A 22,608-nucleotide genomic window follows, 5' to 3' on the forward strand; every position below is an offset into this window, starting at 1 on the left:
TCATCCCAGACCCAGGAGTGACCCATGTCCCAACTTGCCACCCCCGCAGTCGCACAACCGGATTCGGACACTCTGTCCCCGGCCAAACGCAAGGCGATCATCGCCGCGTGCATCGGGAATTTCCTCGAGTGGTACGAGTTCGTCCTCTACGGCTACTTCGCGGCCACGTTCTCCGTCCTGTTCTTCGACAAGGGCGATCCCGCGGTCTCGTTGATGCTCACATTCCTCGTCTTCGGCATCAGCTTCGTCGTTCGTCCCCTCGGCGGGATCTTCTTCGGTTACATCGGCGACCGGTTCGGCCGGAAGGTGACGCTGTCCGCGATCATCCTGATGATCTCGTTCGCGACCGCGCTCATGGCGGTCGTGCCCTCCTACGCGAGTATCGGTGTGGCGGCGCCGCTGCTGATCCTGATCCTGCGGTGCATCCAGGGAATCTCCGCCGGCGGCGAATGGATGGGGGCTGCGGCGTACGTCGTCGAATCGGCCCCGGCACACCGCCGTGCGTACTACGGCAGCTGGCAGACGATCACCATCTCCCTGGGCATGTTCACCGCCGCGCTGAGTTCGCTGATCCTCACGGCGAGCCTCAGCGCAGACGCCCTGCAGTCCTGGGGTTGGCGGATTCCGTTCCTGCTCGCCCTGCCGCTCGGCATGATCGGTTTGTACATGCGCCTCAAGCTCGAGGAGACCGAGGAATACACCGAGATGGCCGCCGGTGGCGCTCGGGAACGGTCCCCGCTTCTGAGTGCGCTCCGGGAGAACTGGCGCTCGATCCTGCTGGTGTGCGGCCTCGTGTGCGCGCCCACCATGTGCACCTACGTGCTGCTGGTGTACGGCCCCACCTTCTTCATCACCGAACTGCACATCGACTCGTCGGTGGCCCGGGGGGCCGGCCTGGTCGCCATGCTCTTCCTGGTCGTCATGGTCGTCACCTTTGCGCGGGTGTGTGATCGTGTGGGCCGCAGGCCTTTCCTGCTCTGGGGTGCAGCCTGGGTGGTCGTCACCACCCCGATCGGCTTCCTGCTGATCCACCAGCGTTCGTTCGCGACGGTGCTCCTCGGCGTCGTGCTGATCCTGATCGGCGACGCGATGATGCTTGCGCCTCAGCCGGCCCTGTTCTCGGAACTGTTCCCCACCTCCCGGCGCTACAGCGGCCTCGCCATCGGCTACAACCTGGGCGTCGTTCTCTTCGGCGGCGCCGGCCCCCTGGTCGCGACGGCGCTCGTCAGCTACACCCACTCCACCTACGCGCCGGCAGCGTATCTCGCCGCGGGTGCGCTCGTCAGCCTGCTGGCAGCGCTCGTCACACCCGAGACCCTCGGTGTGTCGCTCCGCACCGGCAAGGCGCCCGAGGAGGTGACGTCGTGATCGCCGCCACGCATGCCGGGCCGCCCGGCGTCGCCGGGATGGCCGTCACCGAGTTGCCGACCCCGAGCCCGGCTGCCGGCGAGGTCCGGGTGGCCGTCGCCGCGGCCGGACTCAACCGTCACGAATTGTTCCTGATCGACCGGCGCGAAGAGGGATCCGAGCCGCTCGTCATCGGCGCCGACGGTGTCGGGACGATCGACGCGGTCGGAGCCGGCGTCGACGGTCGGCTCCGCGGCCGCACCGTGCTGATCAACCCCTGCCTCGGCTGGCCCCGCACCGGCGAGGTCCCGGAGGTCCCCGAGATTCTCGGAGGTCCTCGACCGGGGACGTTCGCCGAGTTCGTGTGCGTGCCGGAACGAAACGTCCACCCGGTGCCGGCGCACCTGTCGGTGCACGAGGCGGCCGCGCTCGGACTGGCCGGGCTGACTGCCTACCGCGGACTCTTCTCGCGGGCGCGCCTGCGTGCCGGCGAGCACCTCGTCGTCACCGGTATCAGTGGTGGGGTCGCGCCCATCGCGCTCGCGATGGCGGTCGCGGCGGGCGCCGAGGTGACGGTGACCAGCCGCAGCCGTGCCGCCGCGGATCGCGCGCTCGAACTGGGTGCCACCCATGCCGTCGTCGGGAACGAGGACTTCGATTCGGCACTCACCCGGCCCGCGGACGTGGTGTTCGACGGTGTCGGAACCGCGGCGTTCGGTGCCGCGGTCCGCGCACTCCGGCCGGGCGGACGGCTCGTCACGTTCGGTGCCACGACGGGCGCGGATGTTCCGATGTCGTTGCGGGAGGTCTTCTTCCGTCAGATCGAGATCATCGGCACCTCGATGGGCAGCGAGGAGGAGTTCGCGGACATGCTCGACTTCGTCGTGCGGCACTCGATCCGCCCGGTCGTCGCCTCGGTCCGACCACTCACGGATGTACCGTCGGCGCTCGCGGAGATGGCGCACGCCGGAGGTTTCGGCAAGATCGTTTTCTCCAGTGAAAGGAAGATCGACTCGTGAACTACTTCGACCCGGCGAACGTCGCACCCCCGATGGGCAAGTTCAGCCACGTCGCCGTCGTTCCCGCCGGGCACCGGCTGGCGTTCGTCTCCGGGCAGGTCGGCGCGGACGCGACCGGCGCGATCGTGCCGGGCGGATGCCGGGCGCAGACGGCCCGGACGTTCGAGAACCTCGAGGCCGTTCTCGCGGCCCTCGGGGTCGGCCCGGACAAGATCGTGAAGATGCTGACCGTCCTCGTCGGAGAGGACTCGTTCCGCGAGTTCGCCCTCGCCCGCGACGAGGTGTTCGCCCGGTGGTACCCCGACGGCGTCTATCCGGCACATTCGGCCGCGATCGTCGCCGCACTCGCGGCGCCGGAGCTCGCCGTCGAGATCGAGGCAGTGGTGGCGATCCCGGAATGAACCACTCGGAGTTCAGGGCACTGTTTCCCGCACTGGGCGAACGGATCTGGCTCGACACACCGGGAGCGCCACCCGCCGCGCGCCCGGTGACCGCGGCCCTCACCCGGGCGCTGGAGGACTGGACCTCCGGGACGTTCGACTGGCTCGACTGGGACCGCGCCGCACCCCGCGCCCGAGAACTGTTCGCCGACTACCTCGGGGTGGAGACCGAAACCGTCGCGACGCTCGGGTCGCTCTCGGAGGCGGCCGCGACGGTGGCCACCACGATTCCCGGCGGCGAGATCGTGGTGGCCGAGGACGAGTTCCGCAGCAACCTCTATCCGTGGATGCGCGTGCTCGGCGACGACGTCCGGGTCCGAGTCGTCCCGCGGGTGGCCGGACTGTCGCGCACCGACGTCCTGCTCGCCGCGATCGGACCCGAAACCGCGCTCGTCGCGGTGAGCGAGGTGATCACGTTGGACGGGGAGCGCGTCGATCTGCCGTCGCTGCGGCGGGCGACCGACGACGTCGGCGCCCGCCTGTTCGTCAACGTCACCCAGACGCTGGGAGTCCTCGACAGTCGGCTCGACGAACTCGCCGCGGATTACGTTGCGGTCCACGGGTACAAGTGGATGCTCTGTCCCCGCGGTACCGCGTGGCTGGTGGTGCGGCCGGACCGGGTCGCGGACCTGCGGCCTCTGGCGCCGAGTTGGAAGAGCACGGGCAGTTCGCAGGGTTATTTCGGTGGTGGCTACCGGGAGGCGTCCGACGCGTCCCGATGCGACACGTCTCCCGCGTGGCTGTCGTGGATCGGGGCCGAGGCGGCGCTCGCGGTTCTGTCGGGCCTCGAGCGTGCCGCGACGCAGACGCACTGTCTCGGGCTGGCGCAGCGGTTCAGGGACGGGGCGGCGGCTCTCGGTTGCCTCGACGCCAACGCGGGAGCGCCCTCGCACATCGTGGCGGTCGACACCCCGAACGGGGAGAGCGTCACCGCGTCGTTCCACCGGCACCGCATCGCGGCGACCGTCACCGGCAACCGGTTGAGGGTCGGATTCCACTACTTCAACGACGAATCGGACGTCGATACGACGCTCGATGCCCTGCGGATCGCGATCGACGGGCCTGACGTGCGTCGTTGAGTGTTCCGCGGCGCCGTCGGGGCGACGTGGGAGACTGGGCACGTGAGGTTGTACCGGGACTATGCGGTGGTGCTGCGCCAGCACAAGCTGGGCGAGGCCGATCGCATCGTGACCCTGCTGACCCGGCAGCACGGGCTGGTGCGCGCGGTCGCCAAGGGGGTGCGGCGGACCAAGTCCAAGTTCGGCGCCCGACTCGAGCCGTTCGCGCACATCGACGTGCAGTTGTATCCCGGGCGCAGCCTCGACGTCGTCACCCAGGTGAGCACCGTCGACGCCTTCGGGGCCGACATCGTCGACGACTACGGCCGCTACACCACCGCCTGCGCGATCCTCGAGACCGCGGAGCGACTGGCCGGCGAGGAGCGGGCCCCGGCCCCGCGGCTGCACAGCCTCACCGTCGGGGCGCTGCGGGCGGTGGGGGAGCGGACCCGGCCGGCCGAAATGATCCTCGACGCCTACCTGTTGCGGGCGATGGGGTACGCGGGTTGGGCGCCGGCCCTGACCGACTGTGCGCGCTGCGCGGCGCCGGGCCCGCACCGCGCCTTCCATGTCGCCGCAGGTGGCGCCGTGTGCGTGCACTGCCGCCCGCCCGGCGCGGCCACCCCGTCGGCCGGGGTACTCGACTTCATGGACGCACTCGCGCACGGGCGGTGGAAGGACGCCGAGACGGCGACCCCCGCGATGCGCAGCCAGGCCAGCGGACTCATCGCCGCGCACCTGCAGTGGCACCTCGAACGGCAACTACGCACGCTGCCGCTGATCGAACGATCCCGACCGCATGCGGCGGTGGGGGACACCGAGGCGGTCAGGCAGGATGGGGAGCGTGATTCGACGACGCGAACCGCAAGCTCAGCCTGACCGGGTGATCCGCCCGCCCGCCCCGCACCCGTCGGGTGCCCGCCCGCCCATCCTGCAGCCCGAGTTGATCCCCAACCACGTGGCTCTCGTGATGGACGGCAACGGACGGTGGGCGCAGGAGCGCGGACTGCCCCGCACCGCGGGACACGAGCGCGGCGAGGAAGTCCTCATGGACACTGTCGCCGGCTGCATCGAGATCGGCGTGAAGTGGCTGTCCGCGTACGCGTTCTCCACCGAGAACTGGAAGCGCAGCCCCGACGAGGTCAAGTTCCTCATGGGCTTCAACCGCGACGTCATCCGCCGTCGTCGCGACGAGATGCACGAGATGGGGGTGCGGGTCCGTTGGGCGGGGCGCCGACCTCGCCTGTGGCGCAGCGTCATCAAGGAGCTCGAGATCGCCGAGGAGCTCACCGAGGACAACACCGTGATGACGCTGACCATGTGCGTCAACTACGGAGGCCGGGCCGAGATCGTCGACGCCGCACGGGAAATCGCCCGTCGTGCCGCGGCCGGTGAGATCGATCCCGACAAGATCTCGGAGGCGTCGTTCGCGAAGTACCTGGACGAGCCCGACATGCCCGACGTCGATCTGTTCCTGCGCCCCTCCGGTGAGCAGCGGACGTCGAACTTCCTCATCTGGCAGTCCGCCTACGCGGAGATGGTGTTCCAGGAGAAGCTGTTTCCCGACTTCGACCGCCGCGACCTGTGGGCGGCGTGCGTGGAGTACGCGTCGCGTGACCGTCGCTTCGGCGGAGTGAAGTACCAGTGAGCGCCGACGCCGCCGAGGCGCTGCAGGTCCGGACCCGCGCGGCCCTCGAGGGATTCGCGGCCGTCGACGCCGACGACGACGGCTCGCTCCGGTTCGAGTATGGCGGTGCGCTGTGCTCGCTGCGGGCGGTCACCCTCGCGGACGGCCTGGACGTGCTGTCGCTGACCGGCGTGCTGGCGTGGGACCGGACGCTGAAGCCGGCCCTGCACAAGCGGGTGGCGGAGCGTAACGCGCAGGCGCAGTTCGGCACGATCAGCGTGATCGCCCACGGCAAACTCGCCGACGTCGTGCTGCGGTACACGTTCCCGGCCACGGGACTGGCCGACGCGCCGCTCGCGACGATGCTGCTGCTGGTGCTGTCCGGCGTGGAGGAGGCCCGGAAGGGCCTGTCGGCGTAGACCGCTGCCTACTGGGCCTTCGAGCAGTCGCGACAGTTGCCGAAGATCTCGACGGTGTGGCTGACGTCGGTGAAGCCGTTGCTGTCGGCGATGGTCTGGGACCACTGCTCGACGGCGGGCCCGTCGACCTCGACGGTGTAGCCGCAGGCGCGGCACACCAGATGGTGGTGGTGTCCGGAGGAGCAGCGGCGGTAGACCGATTCACCGGTGTCGGTGCGGAGGACGTCGACGGTGCCGGCGTCGGCGAGCGTCTGCAGCGTCCGGTACACGGTCGTGAGGCCGATGCCCTCGCCGCGCTTGCGGAGTTCGTCGTGCAGTTCCTGGGCGGAGCGGAACTCGCTGATCTCGTCGAGCAGGGCCGAGATGGCGCTGCGCTGCTTGGTGGAGCGCACGCCGACGACGGCGCGGGCGCGCGGGGCGGTGCTGTCCGTCACGTTCTCGGTCATCCTTCTTCCTCGGCGTGGGCGACGGCGTCGATGACGATGTGCGCGAGGTGGTCGTCGACGAGTCGGTACATCACCTCGCGGCCGATGCGCTCGCCGTGGACGACGCCGGCGGACTTGAGCACTCGCAGGTGCTGGCTGATCAGTGGCTGCGTGACGCCGAGCGCTCCGACGAGTTCGTGGACGCAGCGCTGCGATTCGCGCAGCTGGAGCACGATCGCGATCCGCACGGGCGCGGCCAGGGCGCGCAGGATCTCGCCGGCCGTGACGAGGGTGTCCTTCGACGGCATCGGTGCCGCGGGAGTCTCGGCGCACGGCCCGTGGTCGTGTGTCTCGGCTCGCAGGTCGCCCGCGTCGGCAACACTCACTGTGCAGCTCCTCACATGCGGTCGAACGAGTCGGACCGCTCCGCCTTATTGCAAATCAATTCCATTTTGATATGCACGAATATGCATGTCAACCGGGCGCGTGGGACGCCTCCTCGGCTACCGATAGTCTGGACGGGCGAAATCCGCACGTGAACCACGCATCTATTACCCAGATGGAGAGCAGCCAAGTGGCACCCAAGTCCATGATCGATACCGTCGCCAACCTCGCCAAGCGCCGTGGCCTCGTCTACCCATGCGGTGAGATCTACGGCGGCACCAAGTCGGCCTGGGACTACGGTCCGCTCGGCGTGGAACTCAAGGAGAACATCAAGAAGCAGTGGTGGCGCAACATGGTCACCAGCCGCGAGGACGTCGTCGGCCTCGACTCGTCGGTGATCCTGCCCCGCCAGGTGTGGGAGGCGTCGGGCCACGTCGAGGTGTTCACCGATCCGCTCGTCGAGTGCCTCAACTGCCACAAGCGCCACCGCCAGGACCACCTGCAGGAGGCGTACGCCGAGAAGAACAAGCTCGACGATCCGGACGCCGTGCCGATGACCGAGATCGTGTGCCCGGACTGCGGCACCAAGGGCCAGTGGACCGAGCCCAAGGCGTTCTCCGGCCTGCTCAAGACGTACCTCGGCCCCGTCGACAGCGAGACCGGCCTGCACTACCTGCGCCCGGAGACCGCGCAGGGCATCTTCGTGAACTTCGCGAACGTCCTCACCACGTCGCGCAAGAAGCCGCCGTTCGGCATCGGCCAGATCGGCAAGAGCTTCCGCAACGAGATCACCCCCGGCAACTTCATCTTCCGCACCCGCGAGTTCGAGCAGATGGAGATGGAGTTCTTCGTCAAGCCGGGCGAGGACGAGGAATGGCACCAGTACTGGATCGACTACCGCATGGACTGGTACACCGGCCTCGGCATCAACAAGGACAACCTGCGCCTGTACGAGCACGCGAAGGAGAAGCTGTCCCACTACTCCAAGCGCACCGTCGACATCGAGTACCGCTTCCAGTTCCAGGGCAGCGAGTGGGGCGAGCTCGAGGGCATCGCGAATCGCACCGACTACGACCTCGCGACCCACGCCAAGGCGTCGGGCACCGACCTGAGCTACTTCGACCAGACGTCCGGTGAGCGCTACACGCCGTTCGTCATCGAGCCCGCAGCCGGCCTCACCCGTTCGCTGATGGCCTTCCTGGTCGACGCGTACACCGAGGACGAGGCGCCCAACGCCAAGGGCGGCGTCGACAAGCGCACGGTGCTCAAGCTGGACCGTCGCCTCGCGCCGGTCAAGGCCGCGGTGCTGCCGCTCAGCCGCAACGCCGACCTCTCGCCCAAGGCGAAGGATCTCGCGACGACGCTGCGTCAGCACTGGAATATCGAGTTCGACGACGCCGGCGCCATCGGCCGCCGCTACCGTCGCCAGGACGAGATCGGCACTCCGTTCTGCATCACGGTCGACTTCGACACCCTCGACGACCAGGCCGTGACCATCCGCGAGCGCGACACCATGGCGCAGGAGCGCGTCGCCCTCGATCAGGTGGAGGGCTACCTCGCCCAGCGTCTGATCGGCGCCTGACACCACCACGCGAAAGGCGCGGTGCCCGGGAACTCGATTCCCGGGCACCGCGCCTTCGTCGTTCTAGAAGCGGCCGCCGCCGCCGCGGCCGATGCGGTCCGAACTGCTCGGTCCGCCGAACGATCCCGGGCCGGGGCCGCCCCAGCCGCCGCCGCCGCGCCCGCCCCAATTGCCGCCCCCTCCGAGGCCACCGCGCAGCACGCTGTCGATGAGGATGCCGCCGAGGATCGCGCCGGCGGCGTTGCCGCCCCCGCCGCGGGTGCCGCCGCTCGGCGGGCGCTGGTCGTCCTGGTACCGGTTCACGTCCGCCTGGGCCGACCACAGCGCCCGCGATCCCAGTTGGGTCGCGGCCTGCGCGTGCTGCAGGGCCTGCGACGGATCCGAGTCGGCCAGTTGCTGCGCCGCCTGCAGGTGCCGCTGCGCCTCCGAGAGTCGCGTGCGGGCCTCCGCGCCGACGGCGCCGCGGCGGGTCGAGATGAAGTCCGCCGCGGCCGTCACCTGGGACTGGGCGGCGGTGAGGTCCTGGTCGAGCCGGGCCCGGGCGCGGTCGGACTGCTGCTTGGCCTCCTGCGCCTCGGCGAGGACGGCGTCGAGTTTCGCGTCCGCCTCGACGACCTTGCCGAAGCTGCCGAGCGGGTCGGTGTCCTTGGTGGCCTGGGCGTTCCGCAGCGCCTCCTCTGCCGCGGCCTTCGCGTCGGCGAGCTTCTGCCCACCCTGCGCGGCGAGCCCGGCTGCCGTCGAGATCCCCTGCTGCACGTCCACCATCGCGTCGGGCAGTGCGGCGATGGCGTGCCGGATGTCGGCGTCGGCGCGGTCGATCGCGTCGAGGAGGGTGCGGGCCTGGTCGAGCGCGCCCTCGGCCGCGCGGATGGCAGCCACCGCGGGGCCCTGCTTGCCCGCCGGCAACTCGGTCGCGTCACGCCCGGCCGCAATGTTCTGCTCGGCGAACGTGATCCGTTCCCGCGCCATGTCCGGGTTGTGCTCGATCGTGGCGAGCACGGACGCCGGGAACTCCGTGCGGAGGGTGGACAGCGTCGCGTCCGCCTGGGGGGCCCGAACGGTCAACGCGACGACGGACTGGGTGAGCGCGTCGAGGCGGGCCGGGGCGTCGAGGAGCAGGTCGCGCATCGAGTCGAACTCGGCCACACGGGCATTGAGTTCCTTGTCGGCGCGGGCGCATGTCGTGACGAGTTCGACCAGCATCTGCCGCTGCTGCTGCGGCGTCTCGGGGATGTCGTCGTCGAGGCGCTGGCGGATCGTGAACGCCGACGCGAGGGTCGCCCGGGCCTGCTCGAACGCCTTGGTGAACGGGGCGGTGCTGTCGGCGCCGAACTCGCCGACCGCGAGGTTCAGTTCCTCCTCGCTGGTGCGGATCGCGTTGTCCATCTCGACCAGCGCGTCCTTCGCGAGCGCGTCCAGTGCCGGAAGGGGCAGCGCTGCAAGCGCGTCGGCGTCGGTGGGATCGACCTCTCGGGCGGCGGCCACGGACTGCTCGAGCCGTTCGCCGCGCTTCCTGCGCGAATAGAGGTAGACGCCGAGACCGACGACGACGAGCACGACGGCCCCGATGCCGACGGCCTTCAGCGTCGTGTGGGTGGGTGTCATCGCGTCCGCGAGTCCGCCCGCCGCGGAGATCGCGGCTCCCGACCAGTCCTCCTCGCGCAGGGCCGGTTCCACCGAGTCCTGGTTGATCGAATCGATCTCCGCGTTTGTGATCTCCGACAGCGCCTGGGGCACGTCGAAGTAGTAGGACCGGTCCGTGGTCGCGACCGCCAGCAGCGCGTCGCGGTTACCGAGCCCACTCATCTTGGCGGTGTTCTGGGCCCACGCGTCGGGGGAGATCCCGTCGAAGTCGGCCACGTACACCACCCACAACGACACCTTGTGGTCGTCGTACAGGCTGTCGAGCGCGGCCTGGACGTCCGAGCGTTGCCCGGCGTCGAGGACCCCGGACACGTCGGTGATGTGCTCGGGCAGCCGCATCGGCGTCTCGGCGGATGCGGCCCCGGGGGTGAAGGCGAGGATCACCAGCGAGAGCAGCGCGCCGACGACCGCGATGGTCAGTGAGCGGTGTCTGCGGTCGGGGCTGACGTGGGGACGCGATAGAGCGTGGGCCATGCGACGAATCTATCGGGTGTGGCGTCGGCGACGCCTCGGGCGGCCGCGACTGTTTCTCAAACTGGACACTCGTTCAGAAAAGCTGGATATAGTTCTGCCCGAGTTTCCACGATCTGTACAACCCACTGAACGGAGTTCTACATGTCACGCCGCTCACTCCGCCACGCCGTGGCCACAACCGCCTCTCTGGCCCTCCTCGCCGCCGGCGTCACTGTTGGCCTGGGAGCGTCGGTGGCGCAGGCTGCGCCCGCGTGCGCGCTCAACCAGTCGGTCACCAGCAAGTGGGCCGGCTCCCTCTGGACGCCGTACACCCTGAGCAAAGAGGTTGTCGGCGACGGCAAGGTCGCGCCGGGGCAGACCGTCACCTACGTCACCAAGGTGTCCGGTTCGGGAGCGCTCGTCAACGAGATCCGTGACTTCCACCCGGCAGGTTTCCAGTTGGTGAAGGCTCGCCTGAACGTCAAATGGCTTATCGGGGATCAGAAGTGGGAGGACGTCACCGGTACCGCCATCGTCGCCAACAATTCCGTGATCGTCAAGGGCGGCGGGTGGACCACGGCCGGTGGCGGGGTCATCGCACTGGAGACCACCTACAAGGTCCCGGATAACGTTGCAGTCGGCACCAAACTCGACAGCGGCGCCGGCACCAATATCGTGCTCGCGGCCGGCAACTGGAACATCGACCCGATGGGTGTGTGCGTCACTGTCCGTCCGCCGAACCCCGTCGAGGCCGGCTCGGGCAGCCTCGAGGATCTGGGCTTCGGTTCGGTGAATACCGGATCCGGTCAGGTCTTCGGATCCGTCACCGACCCGCAGGGTTCGATGACCAACGTGGTCAGCGGAATCCTGAACAACGTGATCGGCAACATGAGCTGACGCAGCTCGGGGAAGAATGCGGGCGGAGCTACCAGCGCATGCTGGTAGCTCCGCCCGCATTCGGCAGTGTCGAAGAAGGCTCTTCCGATCGGTGCGGTTCGCCGGCCCGTCTGCTGAACGTGCGGGTGTGCCGCGAAACGACGACAACTTCCAGATGGGGGCTTCGATGGCTGGTCCGTTCGGACACGTGGTGGGTAGAGATGGACAGATTCTCGACCTCGAGGAGTTCGCCAAGACGATCGACAATCCCGGCGACGTCTACGGGATGGTGGAAGAGATGTTGGGGATGATCTGGCATCTGGCCAACCGGGTCGCCCAGGTGACCGGTGAGGATCCCGCCGCGATCGTCGAGGGTGCACGGGCGCAGTTCGGGGACGGTCTCGGCTGAGTCCTGGTGTCCGGGCCGCCTACGCGCCGAGGACGACCGACTGACGCCACCACGCGCACCGGTGCCGCAACGGATGGCCAAGGCCCTGCATCCGGGAGTTCGGGCTACGATGCGAGGCCGATTGGGAACTGACCGGCCGGTATTTCGGCTGGAGTCTGGAGGGGAATTCTTGAAGTCTCGTACTCGCATGATCGCTGCTGCTCTGATTTCCGCTGCTGCGGCAGGGCTGATGGTGGGTGTGGCCGGCGCCGCGTCGGCCGTTTCCCTGCGCTCAGGGGAGGGCTACCAGGGGATCTCGTTCGACCAGAACGAGACTCGGGTACTGCGTGATCTGGGCGCTGGCAACGCGATCGACGCTGTCCTGCCCCAGGATCAGGTCGCCGTCTATCTCGGTGACGGGTCGATCTACGACTCTCCGCTGCCGTACGTGGACGCTACGACTCAGCAGCTGATCGAGGAGGCGGCCGCTCGTGGGGGATACATGCAGTTCGATGTGAACGATCCCGCGATCTGGGGTAGCCACTTCGATGTCATTCAGCAGTGGTGATCGACTGAGCTGAGCCGCCCACCGCCCCTTCACCCGGTTCGGGTGTGGGGGCAGTGGTTTGAGGTCTTCGGTAGTGTCGGGCCGTCGGTGGACGTCTCGAGCACCGTCGACGCCGACCGATCGGGCCTCGGCGCGGCCTTCCGAGCAGCCCGCGTGCAGCGGCCCGCGGCGTTGTACCTGTCCGTACACCGCGCACGGGGAGGGGCGTAGTGCAGAATCGGGGAGTGAGTACCGCGCCCAGCTACGACCCGCCGGAGCTGTACCCGCGTCCCGCGCCGCGCCGTTCGTTCGGTGCCGCGGTCGGGCGTTGGGTCAGTCGACTGGTGCTGGGCGCGCTCCTGATCGGCGTCGTGCTCGTCGGAGGGACCGCGGTCCGGGTGTGGCAGGTGGCGCGCATCACCGACACCACCCCGGCTGACGCGATCGTCGTGCTGGGGGCCGCGCAGTACGCCGGGACGCCGTCGTCGGTGTTCGAGGCCCGGCTGGACCAGGCCCGCAAGCTGTACGAGGAGGGCGTGGCCCCCGCCGTCATCACGGTGGGCGGCAAGCAGGAGGGCGACCTGTACACCGAGGCCGCGTCGGGCAAGAACTTCCTGATCGACCAGGGCGTGCCCGCGGACGCGATCATCGCGGTCGAGGAGGGCTCGGACACCCTGCTCAGCATCGAGGCCGTCAGCCGCGAGATGGGGCAGCGGGGGATGAGTTCGGCGGCGCTCGTGAGCGACCCGTGGCATTCGCTGCGGACCCGGACGATGGCACGCGACGCCGGTATCGAGGCGTGGACGGCACCGACCCGGCAGGGTCCCGCGGTCATGACACGCGAGTCGCAGCTGCACGGAATCACCAGGGAGACAGGCGCTTTGCTGTGGTATCAGCTCACCCACTTCTCGGCGGACTTCCCGTACACGGCGGGACAGTGACCGGTCCGGCGGCACGCGCGGGCTACACCGCGCACGATCTGGAACGACGGGTGCCGGAGGCGCCCAAGACCGCGGGGCTGGTCCCGGCGGCCGAGGCTTCCCAGCATCGGTCGGCGTTCTCCCGCGACCGCGCGCGCGTGCAGCACTCCGCGGCGCTGCGCCGGCTGGCCGACAAGACTCAGGTGGTCGGTCCCCGCGACGGCGACACCCCGCGTACCCGGCTGACGCACTCGATCGAGGTGGCGCAGATCGGTCGCGGCATCGCCGACGGGCTGGGGCTCGACCCGGACCTCGTCGACCTCGCCGGGCTGGCCCACGACATCGGGCACCCGCCGTACGGCCACAACGGCGAGAAGGCGCTCGACGAGGTCGCCGAGAAGTGCGGCGGCTTCGAGGGCAACGCGCAGAACCTGCGGATCCTCACCAGCCTCGAGCCGAAGGTCCTCGACCCCGAGGGCCGGAGCGTCGGGCTCAACCTGACCCGGGCCTCGCTCGACGCCGCGATCAAGTACCCGTGGACGCGCCCCGCGCCGGGCGCGAAGTTCGGGGCGTACGACGACGACGCGGACGTGCTCGCGTGGGTGCGCGACGGCGCCCCCGACGGGCGGCAGTGTCTGGAATCACAGGTCATGGACTGGGCCGACGACGTCGCCTACTCGGTCCACGACGTGGAGGACGGCGTGATCGCCGGCCGCATCGACCTGCGCGTGCTCACGGACCGCGTCGAGGTGCGGGCGCTGGCCGAACTGGGGGCCGCCCAGTTCCGGGGCCTGATCGTCGACGAGTTGGTCGAGGCGGCCGCGCGACTGTCGCGGCTGCCGGTGGTGGCCGCGGTCGGGGACTACGACGGCACCCTCACCAGTTCGGTGGCGCTGAAGAACCTCACCAGCGAGCTGGTGGGCCGGTTCGCATCCGCCGCGGTGAGCGGCACCCGGGCCGTCACCGGTCCCGCCCCGCTCGCGCGCTACCAGGCGGACCTCGAGGTGCCGCCGATCGTCGCTGCCGAGGTGGCGCTGCTCAAGACGGTGGCGCTGCACTACGTGATGTCCGACGCCGGGCACAAGAATCGCCAGGATCGGCAGCGGGACCGGGTCCACCGGGTGGCGGAGTGGTTGCTGCGGACCGCACCGGCCGGTCTGGATCCGCTCTTCCTGCCCGCCTGGAACGCGGCCGGCGACGACGCCGCGCGGGTGCGCGTGATCGTCGACCAGATCGCGTCGTGCACCGAGAGCCGGCTCGAGCGGATCGACAAGCAGAGCCTCGGGGCCCAGGCCAGCTGGGGGTAGGTGCACCTCCACGCGAAGGGCCTAGACTGCCTTCGTGGCCGGCCGAATTCCAGACAGAGACATTGCGGCCGTTCGCGAGCGCACCCGGATCGAGGACATCGTCGGCGAGTACGTCTCGCTCAAGCGCGCGGGCGGCGATTCCATGAAGGGGCTGTGCCCCTTCCACGACGAGAAGTCCCCGTCGTTCCACGTGCGGCCCAATCACGGCCACTTCCACTGCTTCGGCTGCGGCGAGGGCGGCGACGTCTACTCGTTCCTGCAGAAGATCGAGCACGTCAGCTTCGTCGAGGCCGTCGAGCAGCTCGCCGACCGCATCGGCTACCAGATCTCCTACGAGGGCGGCGGGCCGTCGGTCCAGCGCGACCGCGGCACCCGGGCACGGCTCGTGGCCGCGAACGCCGCCGCGCAGGAGTTCTACGCGGCCCGGCTGAAGGAGCCCGACGCGCAGGCCGCCCGGGACTACCTGACCGAGCGGAACTTCGACGCCGCTGCGGCAGCCCAGTTCGGCTGCGGCTACGCCCCCGACGGCTGGGACACGCTCACCAAGCACCTGATGGCGAAGGGTTTCGACGCGAAGGAACTCGAGGCCGCGGGGCTGTCGAAGGAGGGCCGACGCGGACCGATCGACCGGTTCCATCGGCGGCTGCTGTGGCCCATCCGCAATCTCGCCGGCGACGTCATCGGCTTCGGCGCCCGCAAGCTGTTCGACGACGACACCATGCCCGGCAAGTACGTCAACACCCCCGAGACCATCCTGTACAAGAAGTCGAACGTGCTGTTCGGGCTCGACCTGGCCAAGCGCGAGATCGCCAAGGGTCACCAGGCCGTCGTCGTCGAGGGCTACACCGACGTCATGGCCATGCACCTGGCCGGCGTCAAGACCGCGGTCGCGTCGTGTGGCACCGCGTTCGGTGACGAGCATCTCGCGATGCTGCGCCGACTCCTCATGGACGACAGCTACTTCCGCGGTGAGGTGATCTACACCTTCGACGGCGATGCCGCCGGCCAGGCGGCCGCGATGAAGGCGTTCGAGGGCGACCAGAAGATGGCCGGGCAGACGTTCGTGGCGATCGCGCCCGACGGGATGGACCCGTGCGAGCTGCGTCAGAAGTCCGGTGACGCGGCCGTCCGCGACCTCGTCGCCAGGCGCACCCCGATGTTCGAGTTCGTCGTCAAATCGCTTCTCGCCGAACATGATCTGGACACCGCGGAGGGTCGAGTCGAGGCGCTGCGGCGCACGGTTCCGGTGGTGGCGCGGATCAAGGAGTCGACGCTGCGCGATCAGTACGCGGTGCAGCTGTCCGGGTGGGTCGGATGGGACGACATCCCGACCCTGCGACGCCGGGTCCGGGACGAGGCGCGCAAGTTCGCGCGCGGCGGGGGCGCCGCGCCGGCCAAGCGGCGACCGGTCGCCGAGTCGCCCTCCGCGGCCGCCGCGAGGCCCGCGCCGGGTGTGTCGCGGCCGCGGCCCAATGATCCCGCGCTGTGGCCGCAGCGGGACGCGCTCAAGGCGGCCCTGCAGTACCCCGCGATCGCCGGCACCGTCTTCGACTCGCTCCCGGCGGAGACCTTCACCCACCCGGCGTACGCCGCGGTGCGCGAGGCGGTCGGCACCGCGGGCGGAACGTCGGCGGGCCTCGGCGGGGCCGAATGGGTCGACGCGGTCGGCCGCGCGGCCGACGACCTCGTCGTGCAGTCGATCGTGATGGAACTCGCAGTGGAACCGCTGCCTGCCGACGACGACACCGCACCCCGCTACATCCGTGGCGTGCTGGCCCGGCTGCAGGAGGTATGGGTCGGCGAGCAGGTGGCCGAGCTCAAGTCCAAGCTGCAGCGCATCTCGCCGACCACGGACTCCGACGAATTCCATTCCCTGCTGGGCGATCTCGTGGCGCTCGAGCAGTACCGTCGCAGCCTGCTCGATCAGGCGATCGGCGACACCAGCGGCGAGGGCATCGCCTGACCCCCGCCGCGGTCGCCGGCTAGGTCCGCCGCAACTGGTCCTGCGGGACCAGGATCGTGGTCTTCTCGTCGATCGGCTTCATCGGCTCGAGCTTCGGCTGCGTGCTGAGCGAATCCGACAGCTTCTGCCGGCCCACCTCGATCGCCTTCTTCGTGGCAGGACTGGTCGCCACGGCCTTGGCTGCCTTGCTGATCTGTTCGTACCGAGCCCGCCCGGCCCGGGTGCCCAGGACATAGCCCGCCGCAACCCCTACCAACAACCGCAACATTTCCGGATTCCTCCCGTCGAAGTGCCTGCGTACATCCTGCCCGATCGGCCATTGTTCAGGCGATTTGGTACTTGGGTGGGGGTATGGGCTACAGTTTCTCAGGCGCCGCCGGAAAGGGCAGCGCCGAGCAGGACAATCCCCTGTAGCTCAATTGGCAGAGCATTCGACTGTTAATCGAACGGTTGCTGGTTCGAGTCCAGCCGGGGGAGCTCCCAAGGAAGGCCCCCACCCTCACGGGTGGGGGCCTTCCTTGTTTCGTTCCCTGTCTTCGTCGGGTGTTCCGACCGGCGGCCGTCAGGACGGGGCGGGCCCGCCCCGCTCGGCGGGTTTGCTCCCGAGCGTGAACCACGCGAGCGAGCCGAGGATCGGCAGAGCGACGACGAGCAGGATCCAGGCGATCTTGGCGGCGCCGGGCGTGTGCCGGGCGCGGAGTACGGAAACGGTCGTCGCGATCACCAGGGCGAGCCACAGCACGGCGATCACCGTCCACGTGAGGTCGTAGGCCAGCGGCAGCGTCGCGGTGTGTTCTTCCACGGCGAATCCTCCCCGGTTCGGTCGTCGGTACCCGCATCCTCGCAGAGCGGGCGCGGTCCGGCCCGCCCCGCTCTCAGGCGGCGGTGCGGATCGGCCACCGGCCGTCGACGTCGGACGTGTCCCGGCCCTCGCGGCGCAGATACTCGAGGAAGTCGCGCTGGCGCTCGGCGTGCCACGTCGTCTGGCTGGCCATCATGTCGAGATCCGCGAGCTGAGGGAACCGTTGGGGGAGTAGGCGGGCCAACTCGGACGCCGCGAGCGCATCCGCCTCCGCCTGGTGCGCGAAACCGAGATCGATCCCGTAGTGCTCGCACAGGGCGCCGAGCGTGCGCTTGCCGCGACGCTCCCGGTCCACCTCGCGATCGATCACGTACGGGTCCACGACGAGGCCGTAGTCGTCGAGCGGGGGAAAGCCGAGACGGCGGCCCTCGGCGTCCATCACGGTGAGGTCGTAGGCGGCGTTGAACGCGACGACTGCGTGGCCGGCCGCCCACGCGTCCGTGAGAGCCTCCCGGATCTCGCGATACCCCGCGGTGTAGTTCTGGCCGTGCTCGCGGGCGTGCGCCGTGGAGATGCCGTGCACCGCGCTCGCGTCCGCCGGGATGTCGACACCCGGGTCCACGATCCAGTTCCGCGGCCGAGGCCCGTCGTCGTCGACGGTGATGACGCACGCGGTCACGATCCGTGCCGAGAGCGGGTCTCGGCCAGTGGTTTCCAGATCGAACGCGCAGATCGGTCGGGTGGTCCAGTTACTCATTGACGGTCCTTCGGCTGTCGCCGGAGCTCGGTGCTCGCCGGCGCTGTCCGTCAGTCTGCTGCCAGCCACCGACAGTTCCGGACTCCCGTGCGACATGCGCCACCCCGCAGGCGGGAACCGTCGAACCCTGGCGGTACGATTCCGCTGTCGGCGACATCTCGCCGCGGCACGGGGCGGTAGCTCAGTCGGTTAGAGCCGTGGACTCATAATCCATTGGTCGCGGGTTCGAGCCCCGCCCGCCCCACCCAGGTGCCTGCAGGTGATGCCCGCGTTCCGATGAGGGCGGCGAGGGCCTTTCGTATTCCGCCCCGACAGCGTCGCCCTCGTCCGGTGTCACGGCCTGCCCCGTTGGCTGGCGACGGCCGTCCAGGCCAGGTATGCCGCCGATGCCGCGCCGGCCGTGACATAGATCGACAGTCCGCCGAAGCCGTCCGCAGCTGCCGGCGCTCCGAGCGCGCTCGCCAAGAACACACCGCCGGCAATGATCGATCCGGCGTCGTTCGTTACACGCACGCCACTACCACTCCGTTGCTCGCTTCGTTCCACCTGACGACGCGTTCTGAATCCCCGTCGTCGACTGACGATAGCGCTGGAAACGCAACCTGTCGTGCGTCAGCCCGCACGTGGGAGGCACTTACTCGATCGGCCGACACCGAGCCCGCGACTAGTCTTCGACAGCCTTCGCCTGCCCCGAATCATGTTTCATCAGAGCTTGGAACCCCAGGATCCACTCGAGATCGCACTGCGCCCGACGCCGAGCCCGCTCACCATCACGCTCGTCGTCCCAGTCCTGACAAAGCCCGCACTTCTGATAGAGCTCACCGCCCGGACCTACGCCAGGTGCGCGAGCCCCTTTCGGGATCTGTGCGCCGACGGGGCAATCGTCGAACACGTGATACACCCTCTCGGCCGTCGTGGCCTTCGAGAAGTACGGCAGAAACCTCTTCACACCAACCCCGGGTAGAGCTTCGACATCCAATTGCCCTACAACCATGCCGGCGTAGGTCCCACCCGGGGTAGGGGAGAACGCCCCATCGATCTAGGGGCCTTTGTCCTAGGGGCGCCGCACGTACACGGGCTACGCCACCGGCCGTGCGCGCGACCATGAAAGATTCGTAAGCTGCGTGGAGTCGTGACCCCTATGCGCAGGAAGGCGCCGGGCGACGCGATCTCGCGTGGCCCGGCGCCGTCCGGTCGGGTGCTTGCTGTGTCAGCGGAGTCCGCTCTTGTACTCCAGCGCGTAGGCGAGCTTTCCGGGCTTGTCGTCCGAGTACGGCTTGGACAGTTTCGCGAATTCGCCCTTCGTCTCGGCCTTTCCGTCGTTCCACTGGGGCAGGGCGCCGAGTTCACGAGCGGTGAAGCCGGCCTCGACCACCGAATCGGCCGTGAGGGCGGTCTGTGCCTTCGTGACCTTCTTGACGGTGTCGAGGTAGCTGGTCAGGTCGCCCCGGTTCCAGGTGCTCAGGTCGACGCCGGACGCGCCGCGAACCCATGTACCCCAGTAGAACTCCTGGAACGGGATGGTGCCGGCGGTGAATCCGATGTCCCGCGCGAAGTACATGAGGCTGCGGTAACGGTCGTCCGCGAAGTTGGCGAGCCCGACGCCCTTCGGAAGGTTCTCCACGGGAACGGTATTGCCGTCCACGTCGCGGTCCCACACCCACTTGTTCTGCTTCATCTCGGCCCAGAAGTCCTGGGTCGACAGGTCACTCAGGTTGTCGAGGACGCGCAGTCGGACGTGCAGGTCCGGTCCGCCGTCGGGGAGTTCGTAGATCGACGTGAGGGTGTGGTGGCCGTCGGTGAGGTAGGGGCGCCCACCGGGGCCGATCACCACCGTCTTCATCGGTGCGATGGTGTCGGCGGTCTCCTGGCCGAGTGGAACCTCGCACGTGAACGATGCGGGATCCGACAGCGACGCATTCGGTGCGGCGGTGGCGGCCTTCAACTGACCGTTCGCCTCGCACCAGTCGTCGAACTTCTTGTTGATCGCGTCCTTGCCGCGCGTGTAGCGCCCGAGCTTGTAGTAGACCTCGTCGTAGCCGAGGGACGGCTGGGTGGCGCGGACGTCGCCGATGCGCACGTCGAGGAGATCCCCGGTTTTCGCGCACAGGTACGCGGGGTCCGCCAGGGAACCGCCGGCACCCAGCGATCCCGTCGAGAGCGAACCCGTGAGCGGGGCGGCCGAACCGCACAGCGACGCGGGGGCGACGCTCGACTGCGGGGCGGCGGTGGCGGTGCCGGCGGCAATGGTGCCGGCGAGGGTCAGCGCGGCAAGCGCGGCAGAAGCAGTCTGGCGAGCGAGGGTCATCGGCACGGATCTCCTGATCGCATCGAAGTGGTGCGCGGTCGGTTTGTTCTCGGGTGCACACCCTCACCGCCGACGGTGTCGTGCGGGGTACCGCGCCGTGTACGTCCGACGACGTCGCCGTGAACGATGTCCAGATGCGCGCGGAGCGGCGACGAAGCCCCAGGACAACTGTCCGGACGGCGTTCTAACGGTCGACTGTCCAAGTGCGTCTGTTCGCGATACGGGGCCGCGACCTGCGTAAACCCGCATCCGACGCGGTCGCTTCGTTACCGGGCGCCTAGAACATGTTTCAATTTGAAAGATTTGTGGCTATCGTCACAGCCACCGGTAGTCAGGTATGGAAGGACGGTTGCAATGAAGACCAAGGGCGCGTTGCTGTGGGGCGTCAACGAGAAGTGGTCGGTCGAGGAGATCGAACTCGGTGACCCGGTCGCCGGCGAGGTGCAGATCCGCATGGAAGCCGCCGGCATGTGCCACTCCGACCACCACATCGTCACCGGTGCGACGCCGATGCCGTCCTACCCCGCGATGGGTGGCCACGAGGGCGCCGGTGTGATCACCAAGGTCGGCGAGGGCGTCAAGGATCTCGAGGTGGGCGACCACGTCGTGCTCTCGTTCATCCCGGCGTGTGGACGTTGTCCGTCGTGTTCGTCGGGCCACTCGAACCTGTGTGACCTCGGCATGGGGCTGCTCAGCGGTCAGGCCATTGCCGACGGCACCTACCGCATCCAGGCGCGCGGCGAGAACGTGATCCCGATGTGCCTGCTCGGCACCTTCGCGCCCTACATGACGGTGCACGAGTCCTCCGTCGTCAAGATCGAGAAGGACATCCCGTTCGAGCTCGCGGCCCTCGTCGGCTGCGGCGTGCCGACCGGGTGGGGTTCGGCGACGCACATCGCCGAGGTGAAGCCGGGCGACTCGGTCGCCATCATCGGCGTCGGCGGTGTCGGCATGAGCGCGCTGCAGGGCGCCGTGGCGTCGGGTGCGCGCCACGTGTTCGCGATCGACCCGTCGCCGTTCAAGCGCGAGCAGGCCCTCAAGTTCGGTGCCACGCACGCCTTCCCGTCCATGGCCGAGGCAATCGCGCCGATCATGGAGATCACGTGGGGCCGCATGTGCCAGCAGACGATCATCACGGTCGGTGAGATGAAGGGTGAGTACGTCGACCCGGCCCTCACCCTCACGGCCAAGAACGGCCGCTGCGTCGTCACCGCCATGGGCCACATCGCCGACATGGACGTCAAGCTCAACTCGTTCCTGTTCTCGATGCTGCAGAAGGATCTGCGGGGCAACATCTTCGGTGGCTGCAACGCCCGCGTCGACATCCCGAACCTGCTGAACCTGTACCGGGCGGGTCTGCTCAACCTCGAGGACATGGTCACCAACACCTACTCGCTCGAGCAGGTGAACGAGGGCTACCAGGACATGCTCGACAACAAGAACATCCGCGGTGTCATCCGCTACACCGAAGCGGACTGGTAAATCGCCGATCGGGCGTCTCTCGTAATCTGATCGGGTGCAGACTCTCGATCGGATCGGGCAATGGCCGGTGGACAACGCCTCGGCCGCCGTCGTCTACGACGGTGGCCGAGGCGTTGCGCATTTCGGGGACCCGCGGCGCGTGTACCCGCTGGCGTCGGTGACGAAGCTGCTGTGCGCGTACGCCGCCCTCGTCGCGGTCGAGGAGGGGGCGATCGAACTCGACCAGCCGGCCGGGCCGCCCGGGTCGACGGTGCGGCACCTGCTGGCGCACGCGTCGGGGCTGGCGTTCGGTGACCGGGCGGTGCAGGCCGCCCCGGGCGTCAAACGAATCTACTCGAGCGCAGGTTTCGAGGTGCTCGCCGAGTTCGTGGAGGCCGAGACCGGGATCGCCTTCGCGGACTACGTCGCCGAGGCCGTGTTCGCCCCCCTCGGGATGACCGACTCCGCGCTCGTCGGTCCGGCCGGACACGGGGCCCAGGCGAGTGTGCGCGATCTCGCAGCGTTCGCGGCCGAACTCCTGCGGCCGACCCTGATCTCGCCGCAGACCCACACCGACGCGACCCGCGTGCAGTTCCCGGGGCTCGCGGGCCTGCTCCCCGGATACGGCCCGCAGCGACCCAACGACTGGGGCCTCGGCTTCGAGATCCGGGACGGCAAGAGCCCCCACTGGACCGGTGCCGGCAACTCGTCGGACACCTACGGACACTTCGGCCAGTCGGGCACATTCCTTTGGGTCGATCCCCAGGTCGACGCGGCGTGCGTGGTGCTCACCGACCGGGCCTTCGGTGACTGGGCCAAGCCGCTGTGGCCCGACGTCAGCGATGCCGTGCTGGGGGAGCTGCGGCCGCGCGGGTAGATCA

The 22,608-nt window shown here is 69.0% G+C and carries 24 protein-coding genes and 2 tRNA genes; 18 read left to right on the forward strand and 8 right to left on the reverse strand.

All coding sequences use genetic code 11. The features are described from left to right. Positions 1-24 precede the first annotated feature (24 nt). Genes ABI214_RS23935 through ABI214_RS23965 form a run of 7 tightly spaced genes read left to right on the forward strand, consistent with a single transcriptional unit; the run spans position 25 to position 5,910 of the window. Positions 25-1,368: an MFS transporter gene (locus ABI214_RS23935; RefSeq protein ID WP_348604911.1), complete on the forward strand. Its 1,344-nt coding sequence runs from the start codon at positions 25-27 to the stop codon at positions 1,366-1,368. Next, positions 1,365-2,366: a zinc-binding dehydrogenase gene (locus ABI214_RS23940; RefSeq protein WP_348604912.1), complete on the forward strand. Its 1,002-nt coding sequence runs from the start codon at positions 1,365-1,367 to the stop codon at positions 2,364-2,366. The genes ABI214_RS23935 and ABI214_RS23940 overlap by 4 nt, the downstream gene beginning before the upstream one ends. Next, entirely contained in the window at positions 2,363-2,767 is a 405-nt protein-coding gene (locus ABI214_RS23945) for a RidA family protein (protein WP_348604913.1), read from the forward strand. Before ABI214_RS23940 ends, ABI214_RS23945 begins: the two co-directional genes overlap by 4 nt. After that, on the forward strand, positions 2,764-3,885 hold the full coding sequence (locus ABI214_RS23950) for an aminotransferase class V-fold PLP-dependent enzyme (RefSeq protein WP_348604914.1): 1,122 nt from the start codon (positions 2,764-2,766) through the stop codon (positions 3,883-3,885). Before ABI214_RS23945 ends, ABI214_RS23950 begins: the two co-directional genes overlap by 4 nt. Positions 3,886-3,927: 42 nt before the next feature. Further along, positions 3,928-4,743 (forward strand): DNA repair protein RecO, encoded by an 816-nt coding sequence (gene recO, locus ABI214_RS23955; protein WP_348604915.1) that lies wholly within the window; start codon positions 3,928-3,930, stop codon positions 4,741-4,743. After that, positions 4,709-5,512: an isoprenyl transferase gene (locus tag ABI214_RS23960; protein WP_348604916.1), complete on the forward strand. Its 804-nt coding sequence runs from the start codon at positions 4,709-4,711 to the stop codon at positions 5,510-5,512. The genes recO and ABI214_RS23960 overlap by 35 nt, the downstream gene beginning before the upstream one ends. Further along, positions 5,509-5,910 carry a hypothetical protein gene (locus ABI214_RS23965; RefSeq protein ID WP_408586391.1) on the forward strand — a complete coding sequence of 134 codons (402 nt, stop codon included), beginning with the start codon at positions 5,509-5,511 and terminating at the stop codon, positions 5,908-5,910. The genes ABI214_RS23960 and ABI214_RS23965 overlap by 4 nt, the downstream gene beginning before the upstream one ends. Before the next feature lie 8 nt (positions 5,911-5,918). Here ABI214_RS23965 and ABI214_RS23970 read toward each other — a convergent pair whose 3' ends face one another. Both ABI214_RS23970 and ABI214_RS23975 read right to left on the reverse strand, forming a co-directional pair. Further along, the gene (locus ABI214_RS23970; RefSeq protein ID WP_348604917.1) at positions 5,919-6,356 is read right to left on the reverse strand and encodes a Fur family transcriptional regulator; all 438 of its coding nucleotides are present in this window, start codon (positions 6,354-6,356) and stop codon (positions 5,919-5,921) included. After that, positions 6,353-6,721, reverse strand: a complete 369-nt coding sequence (locus ABI214_RS23975) for an ArsR/SmtB family transcription factor (protein ID WP_408586393.1) — start codon at positions 6,719-6,721, stop codon at positions 6,353-6,355. The genes ABI214_RS23970 and ABI214_RS23975 overlap by 4 nt, the downstream gene beginning before the upstream one ends. Positions 6,722-6,909: 188 nt before the next feature. Between ABI214_RS23975 and ABI214_RS23980 the strand changes: the two genes are divergently transcribed. After that, positions 6,910-8,301 carry a glycine--tRNA ligase gene (locus ABI214_RS23980; RefSeq protein ID WP_348604918.1) on the forward strand — a complete coding sequence of 464 codons (1,392 nt, stop codon included), beginning with the start codon at positions 6,910-6,912 and terminating at the stop codon, positions 8,299-8,301. Between the two features lie 63 nt (positions 8,302-8,364). Here the strand turns inward: ABI214_RS23980 and ABI214_RS23985 are convergent, their stop codons facing one another. Further along, entirely contained in the window at positions 8,365-10,419 is a 2,055-nt protein-coding gene (locus tag ABI214_RS23985; RefSeq protein ID WP_348604919.1) for a TPM domain-containing protein, read from the reverse strand. Between the two features lie 141 nt (positions 10,420-10,560). On the opposite strand from ABI214_RS23985, the gene ABI214_RS23990 reads away from it, so the two are divergent. From ABI214_RS23990 to dnaG, 6 genes are all read left to right on the forward strand, one after another. Further along, entirely contained in the window at positions 10,561-11,295 is a 735-nt protein-coding gene (locus ABI214_RS23990) for a hypothetical protein (protein WP_348604920.1), read from the forward strand. 166 nt (positions 11,296-11,461) lie between these two features. Then, complete coding sequence (locus ABI214_RS23995) at positions 11,462-11,683, forward strand: hypothetical protein (protein ID WP_348604921.1); 222 nt, start codon at positions 11,462-11,464, stop codon at positions 11,681-11,683. Between the two features lie 187 nt (positions 11,684-11,870). Further along, the gene (locus tag ABI214_RS24000; RefSeq protein WP_348604922.1) at positions 11,871-12,230 is read left to right on the forward strand and encodes a hypothetical protein; all 360 of its coding nucleotides are present in this window, start codon (positions 11,871-11,873) and stop codon (positions 12,228-12,230) included. 320 nt (positions 12,231-12,550) lie between these two features. Continuing rightward, positions 12,551-13,150, forward strand: a complete 600-nt coding sequence (locus ABI214_RS24005) for a YdcF family protein (protein ID WP_408586531.1) — start codon at positions 12,551-12,553, stop codon at positions 13,148-13,150. Further along, positions 13,147-14,436 (forward strand): deoxyguanosinetriphosphate triphosphohydrolase, encoded by a 1,290-nt coding sequence (locus ABI214_RS24010; RefSeq protein WP_348604924.1) that lies wholly within the window; start codon positions 13,147-13,149, stop codon positions 14,434-14,436. The genes ABI214_RS24005 and ABI214_RS24010 overlap by 4 nt, the downstream gene beginning before the upstream one ends. Before the next feature lie 34 nt (positions 14,437-14,470). Then, a complete protein-coding gene (gene dnaG / locus ABI214_RS24015; protein WP_348604925.1) occupies positions 14,471-16,399 on the forward strand; it encodes a DNA primase in 1,929 nt (642 codons plus the stop codon). Positions 16,400-16,418: 19 nt separating this feature from the next. Here dnaG and ABI214_RS24020 read toward each other — a convergent pair whose 3' ends face one another. Continuing rightward, entirely contained in the window at positions 16,419-16,667 is a 249-nt protein-coding gene (locus ABI214_RS24020) for a hypothetical protein (RefSeq protein WP_348604926.1), read from the reverse strand. Between the two features lie 136 nt (positions 16,668-16,803). On the opposite strand from ABI214_RS24020, the gene ABI214_RS24025 reads away from it, so the two are divergent. Next, positions 16,804-16,876 (forward strand) — tRNA-Asn (locus tag ABI214_RS24025). A gap of 85 nt (positions 16,877-16,961) precedes the next feature. Here ABI214_RS24025 and ABI214_RS24030 read toward each other — a convergent pair. Further along, positions 16,962-17,201, reverse strand: coding sequence for a PLDc N-terminal domain-containing protein (locus ABI214_RS24030; RefSeq protein ID WP_348604927.1), 240 nt, complete (start codon positions 17,199-17,201; stop codon positions 16,962-16,964). Positions 17,202-17,274: 73 nt separating this feature from the next. Further along, the gene (locus ABI214_RS24035; protein WP_348604928.1) at positions 17,275-17,958 is read right to left on the reverse strand and encodes a 3'-5' exonuclease; all 684 of its coding nucleotides are present in this window, start codon (positions 17,956-17,958) and stop codon (positions 17,275-17,277) included. 170 nt (positions 17,959-18,128) lie between these two features. On the opposite strand from ABI214_RS24035, the gene ABI214_RS24040 reads away from it, so the two are divergent. Further along, positions 18,129-18,202 (forward strand) — tRNA-Ile (locus tag ABI214_RS24040). Positions 18,203-18,291: 89 nt separating this feature from the next. Here ABI214_RS24040 and ABI214_RS24045 read toward each other — a convergent pair. Further along, positions 18,292-18,471 (reverse strand): hypothetical protein, encoded by a 180-nt coding sequence (locus tag ABI214_RS24045; RefSeq protein WP_348604929.1) that lies wholly within the window; start codon positions 18,469-18,471, stop codon positions 18,292-18,294. 697 nt (positions 18,472-19,168) lie between these two features. Further along, a complete protein-coding gene (locus tag ABI214_RS24050; protein ID WP_348604930.1) occupies positions 19,169-20,266 on the reverse strand; it encodes a ParB/Srx family N-terminal domain-containing protein in 1,098 nt (365 codons plus the stop codon). Between the two features lie 354 nt (positions 20,267-20,620). Between ABI214_RS24050 and ABI214_RS24055 the strand changes: the two genes are divergently transcribed. Together ABI214_RS24055 and ABI214_RS24060 are read left to right on the forward strand one after the other, a co-directional pair. Next, positions 20,621-21,748, forward strand: a complete 1,128-nt coding sequence (locus tag ABI214_RS24055; RefSeq protein ID WP_348604931.1) for an NDMA-dependent alcohol dehydrogenase — start codon at positions 20,621-20,623, stop codon at positions 21,746-21,748. A gap of 34 nt (positions 21,749-21,782) precedes the next feature. Continuing rightward, complete coding sequence (locus ABI214_RS24060; RefSeq protein WP_348604932.1) at positions 21,783-22,604, forward strand: serine hydrolase domain-containing protein; 822 nt, start codon at positions 21,783-21,785, stop codon at positions 22,602-22,604. Positions 22,605-22,608: the final 4 nt, after the last annotated feature.

This window comes from Prescottella soli (assembly GCF_040024445.1).
Taxonomy (GTDB): domain Bacteria; phylum Actinomycetota; class Actinomycetes; order Mycobacteriales; family Mycobacteriaceae; genus Prescottella; species Prescottella soli.

Bases quoted from the DNA above. Each gene is read 5' to 3' on its own strand.
- ABI214_RS23935 (WP_348604911.1), top strand. From the start codon at position 25: ATGTCCCAACTTGCCACCCCCGCAGTCGCACAACCGGATTCGGACACT.
- ABI214_RS23950 (WP_348604914.1), top strand. From the start codon at position 2,764: ATGAACCACTCGGAGTTCAGGGCACTGTTTCCCGCACTGGGCGAACGG.
- ABI214_RS23970 (WP_348604917.1), bottom strand. From the start codon at position 6,356: ATGACCGAGAACGTGACGGACAGCACCGCCCCGCGCGCCCGCGCCGTC.
- ABI214_RS23985 (WP_348604919.1), bottom strand. From the start codon at position 10,419: ATGGCCCACGCTCTATCGCGTCCCCACGTCAGCCCCGACCGCAGACAC.
- ABI214_RS23990 (WP_348604920.1), top strand. From the start codon at position 10,561: ATGTCACGCCGCTCACTCCGCCACGCCGTGGCCACAACCGCCTCTCTG.
- ABI214_RS23995 (WP_348604921.1), top strand. From the start codon at position 11,462: ATGGCTGGTCCGTTCGGACACGTGGTGGGTAGAGATGGACAGATTCTC.
- ABI214_RS24000 (WP_348604922.1), top strand. From the start codon at position 11,871: ATGATCGCTGCTGCTCTGATTTCCGCTGCTGCGGCAGGGCTGATGGTG.
- ABI214_RS24020 (WP_348604926.1), bottom strand. From the start codon at position 16,667: ATGTTGCGGTTGTTGGTAGGGGTTGCGGCGGGCTATGTCCTGGGCACC.
- ABI214_RS24035 (WP_348604928.1), bottom strand. From the start codon at position 17,958: ATGAGTAACTGGACCACCCGACCGATCTGCGCGTTCGATCTGGAAACC.
- ABI214_RS24050 (WP_348604930.1), bottom strand. From the start codon at position 20,266: ATGACCCTCGCTCGCCAGACTGCTTCTGCCGCGCTTGCCGCGCTGACC.
- ABI214_RS24055 (WP_348604931.1), top strand. From the start codon at position 20,621: ATGAAGACCAAGGGCGCGTTGCTGTGGGGCGTCAACGAGAAGTGGTCG.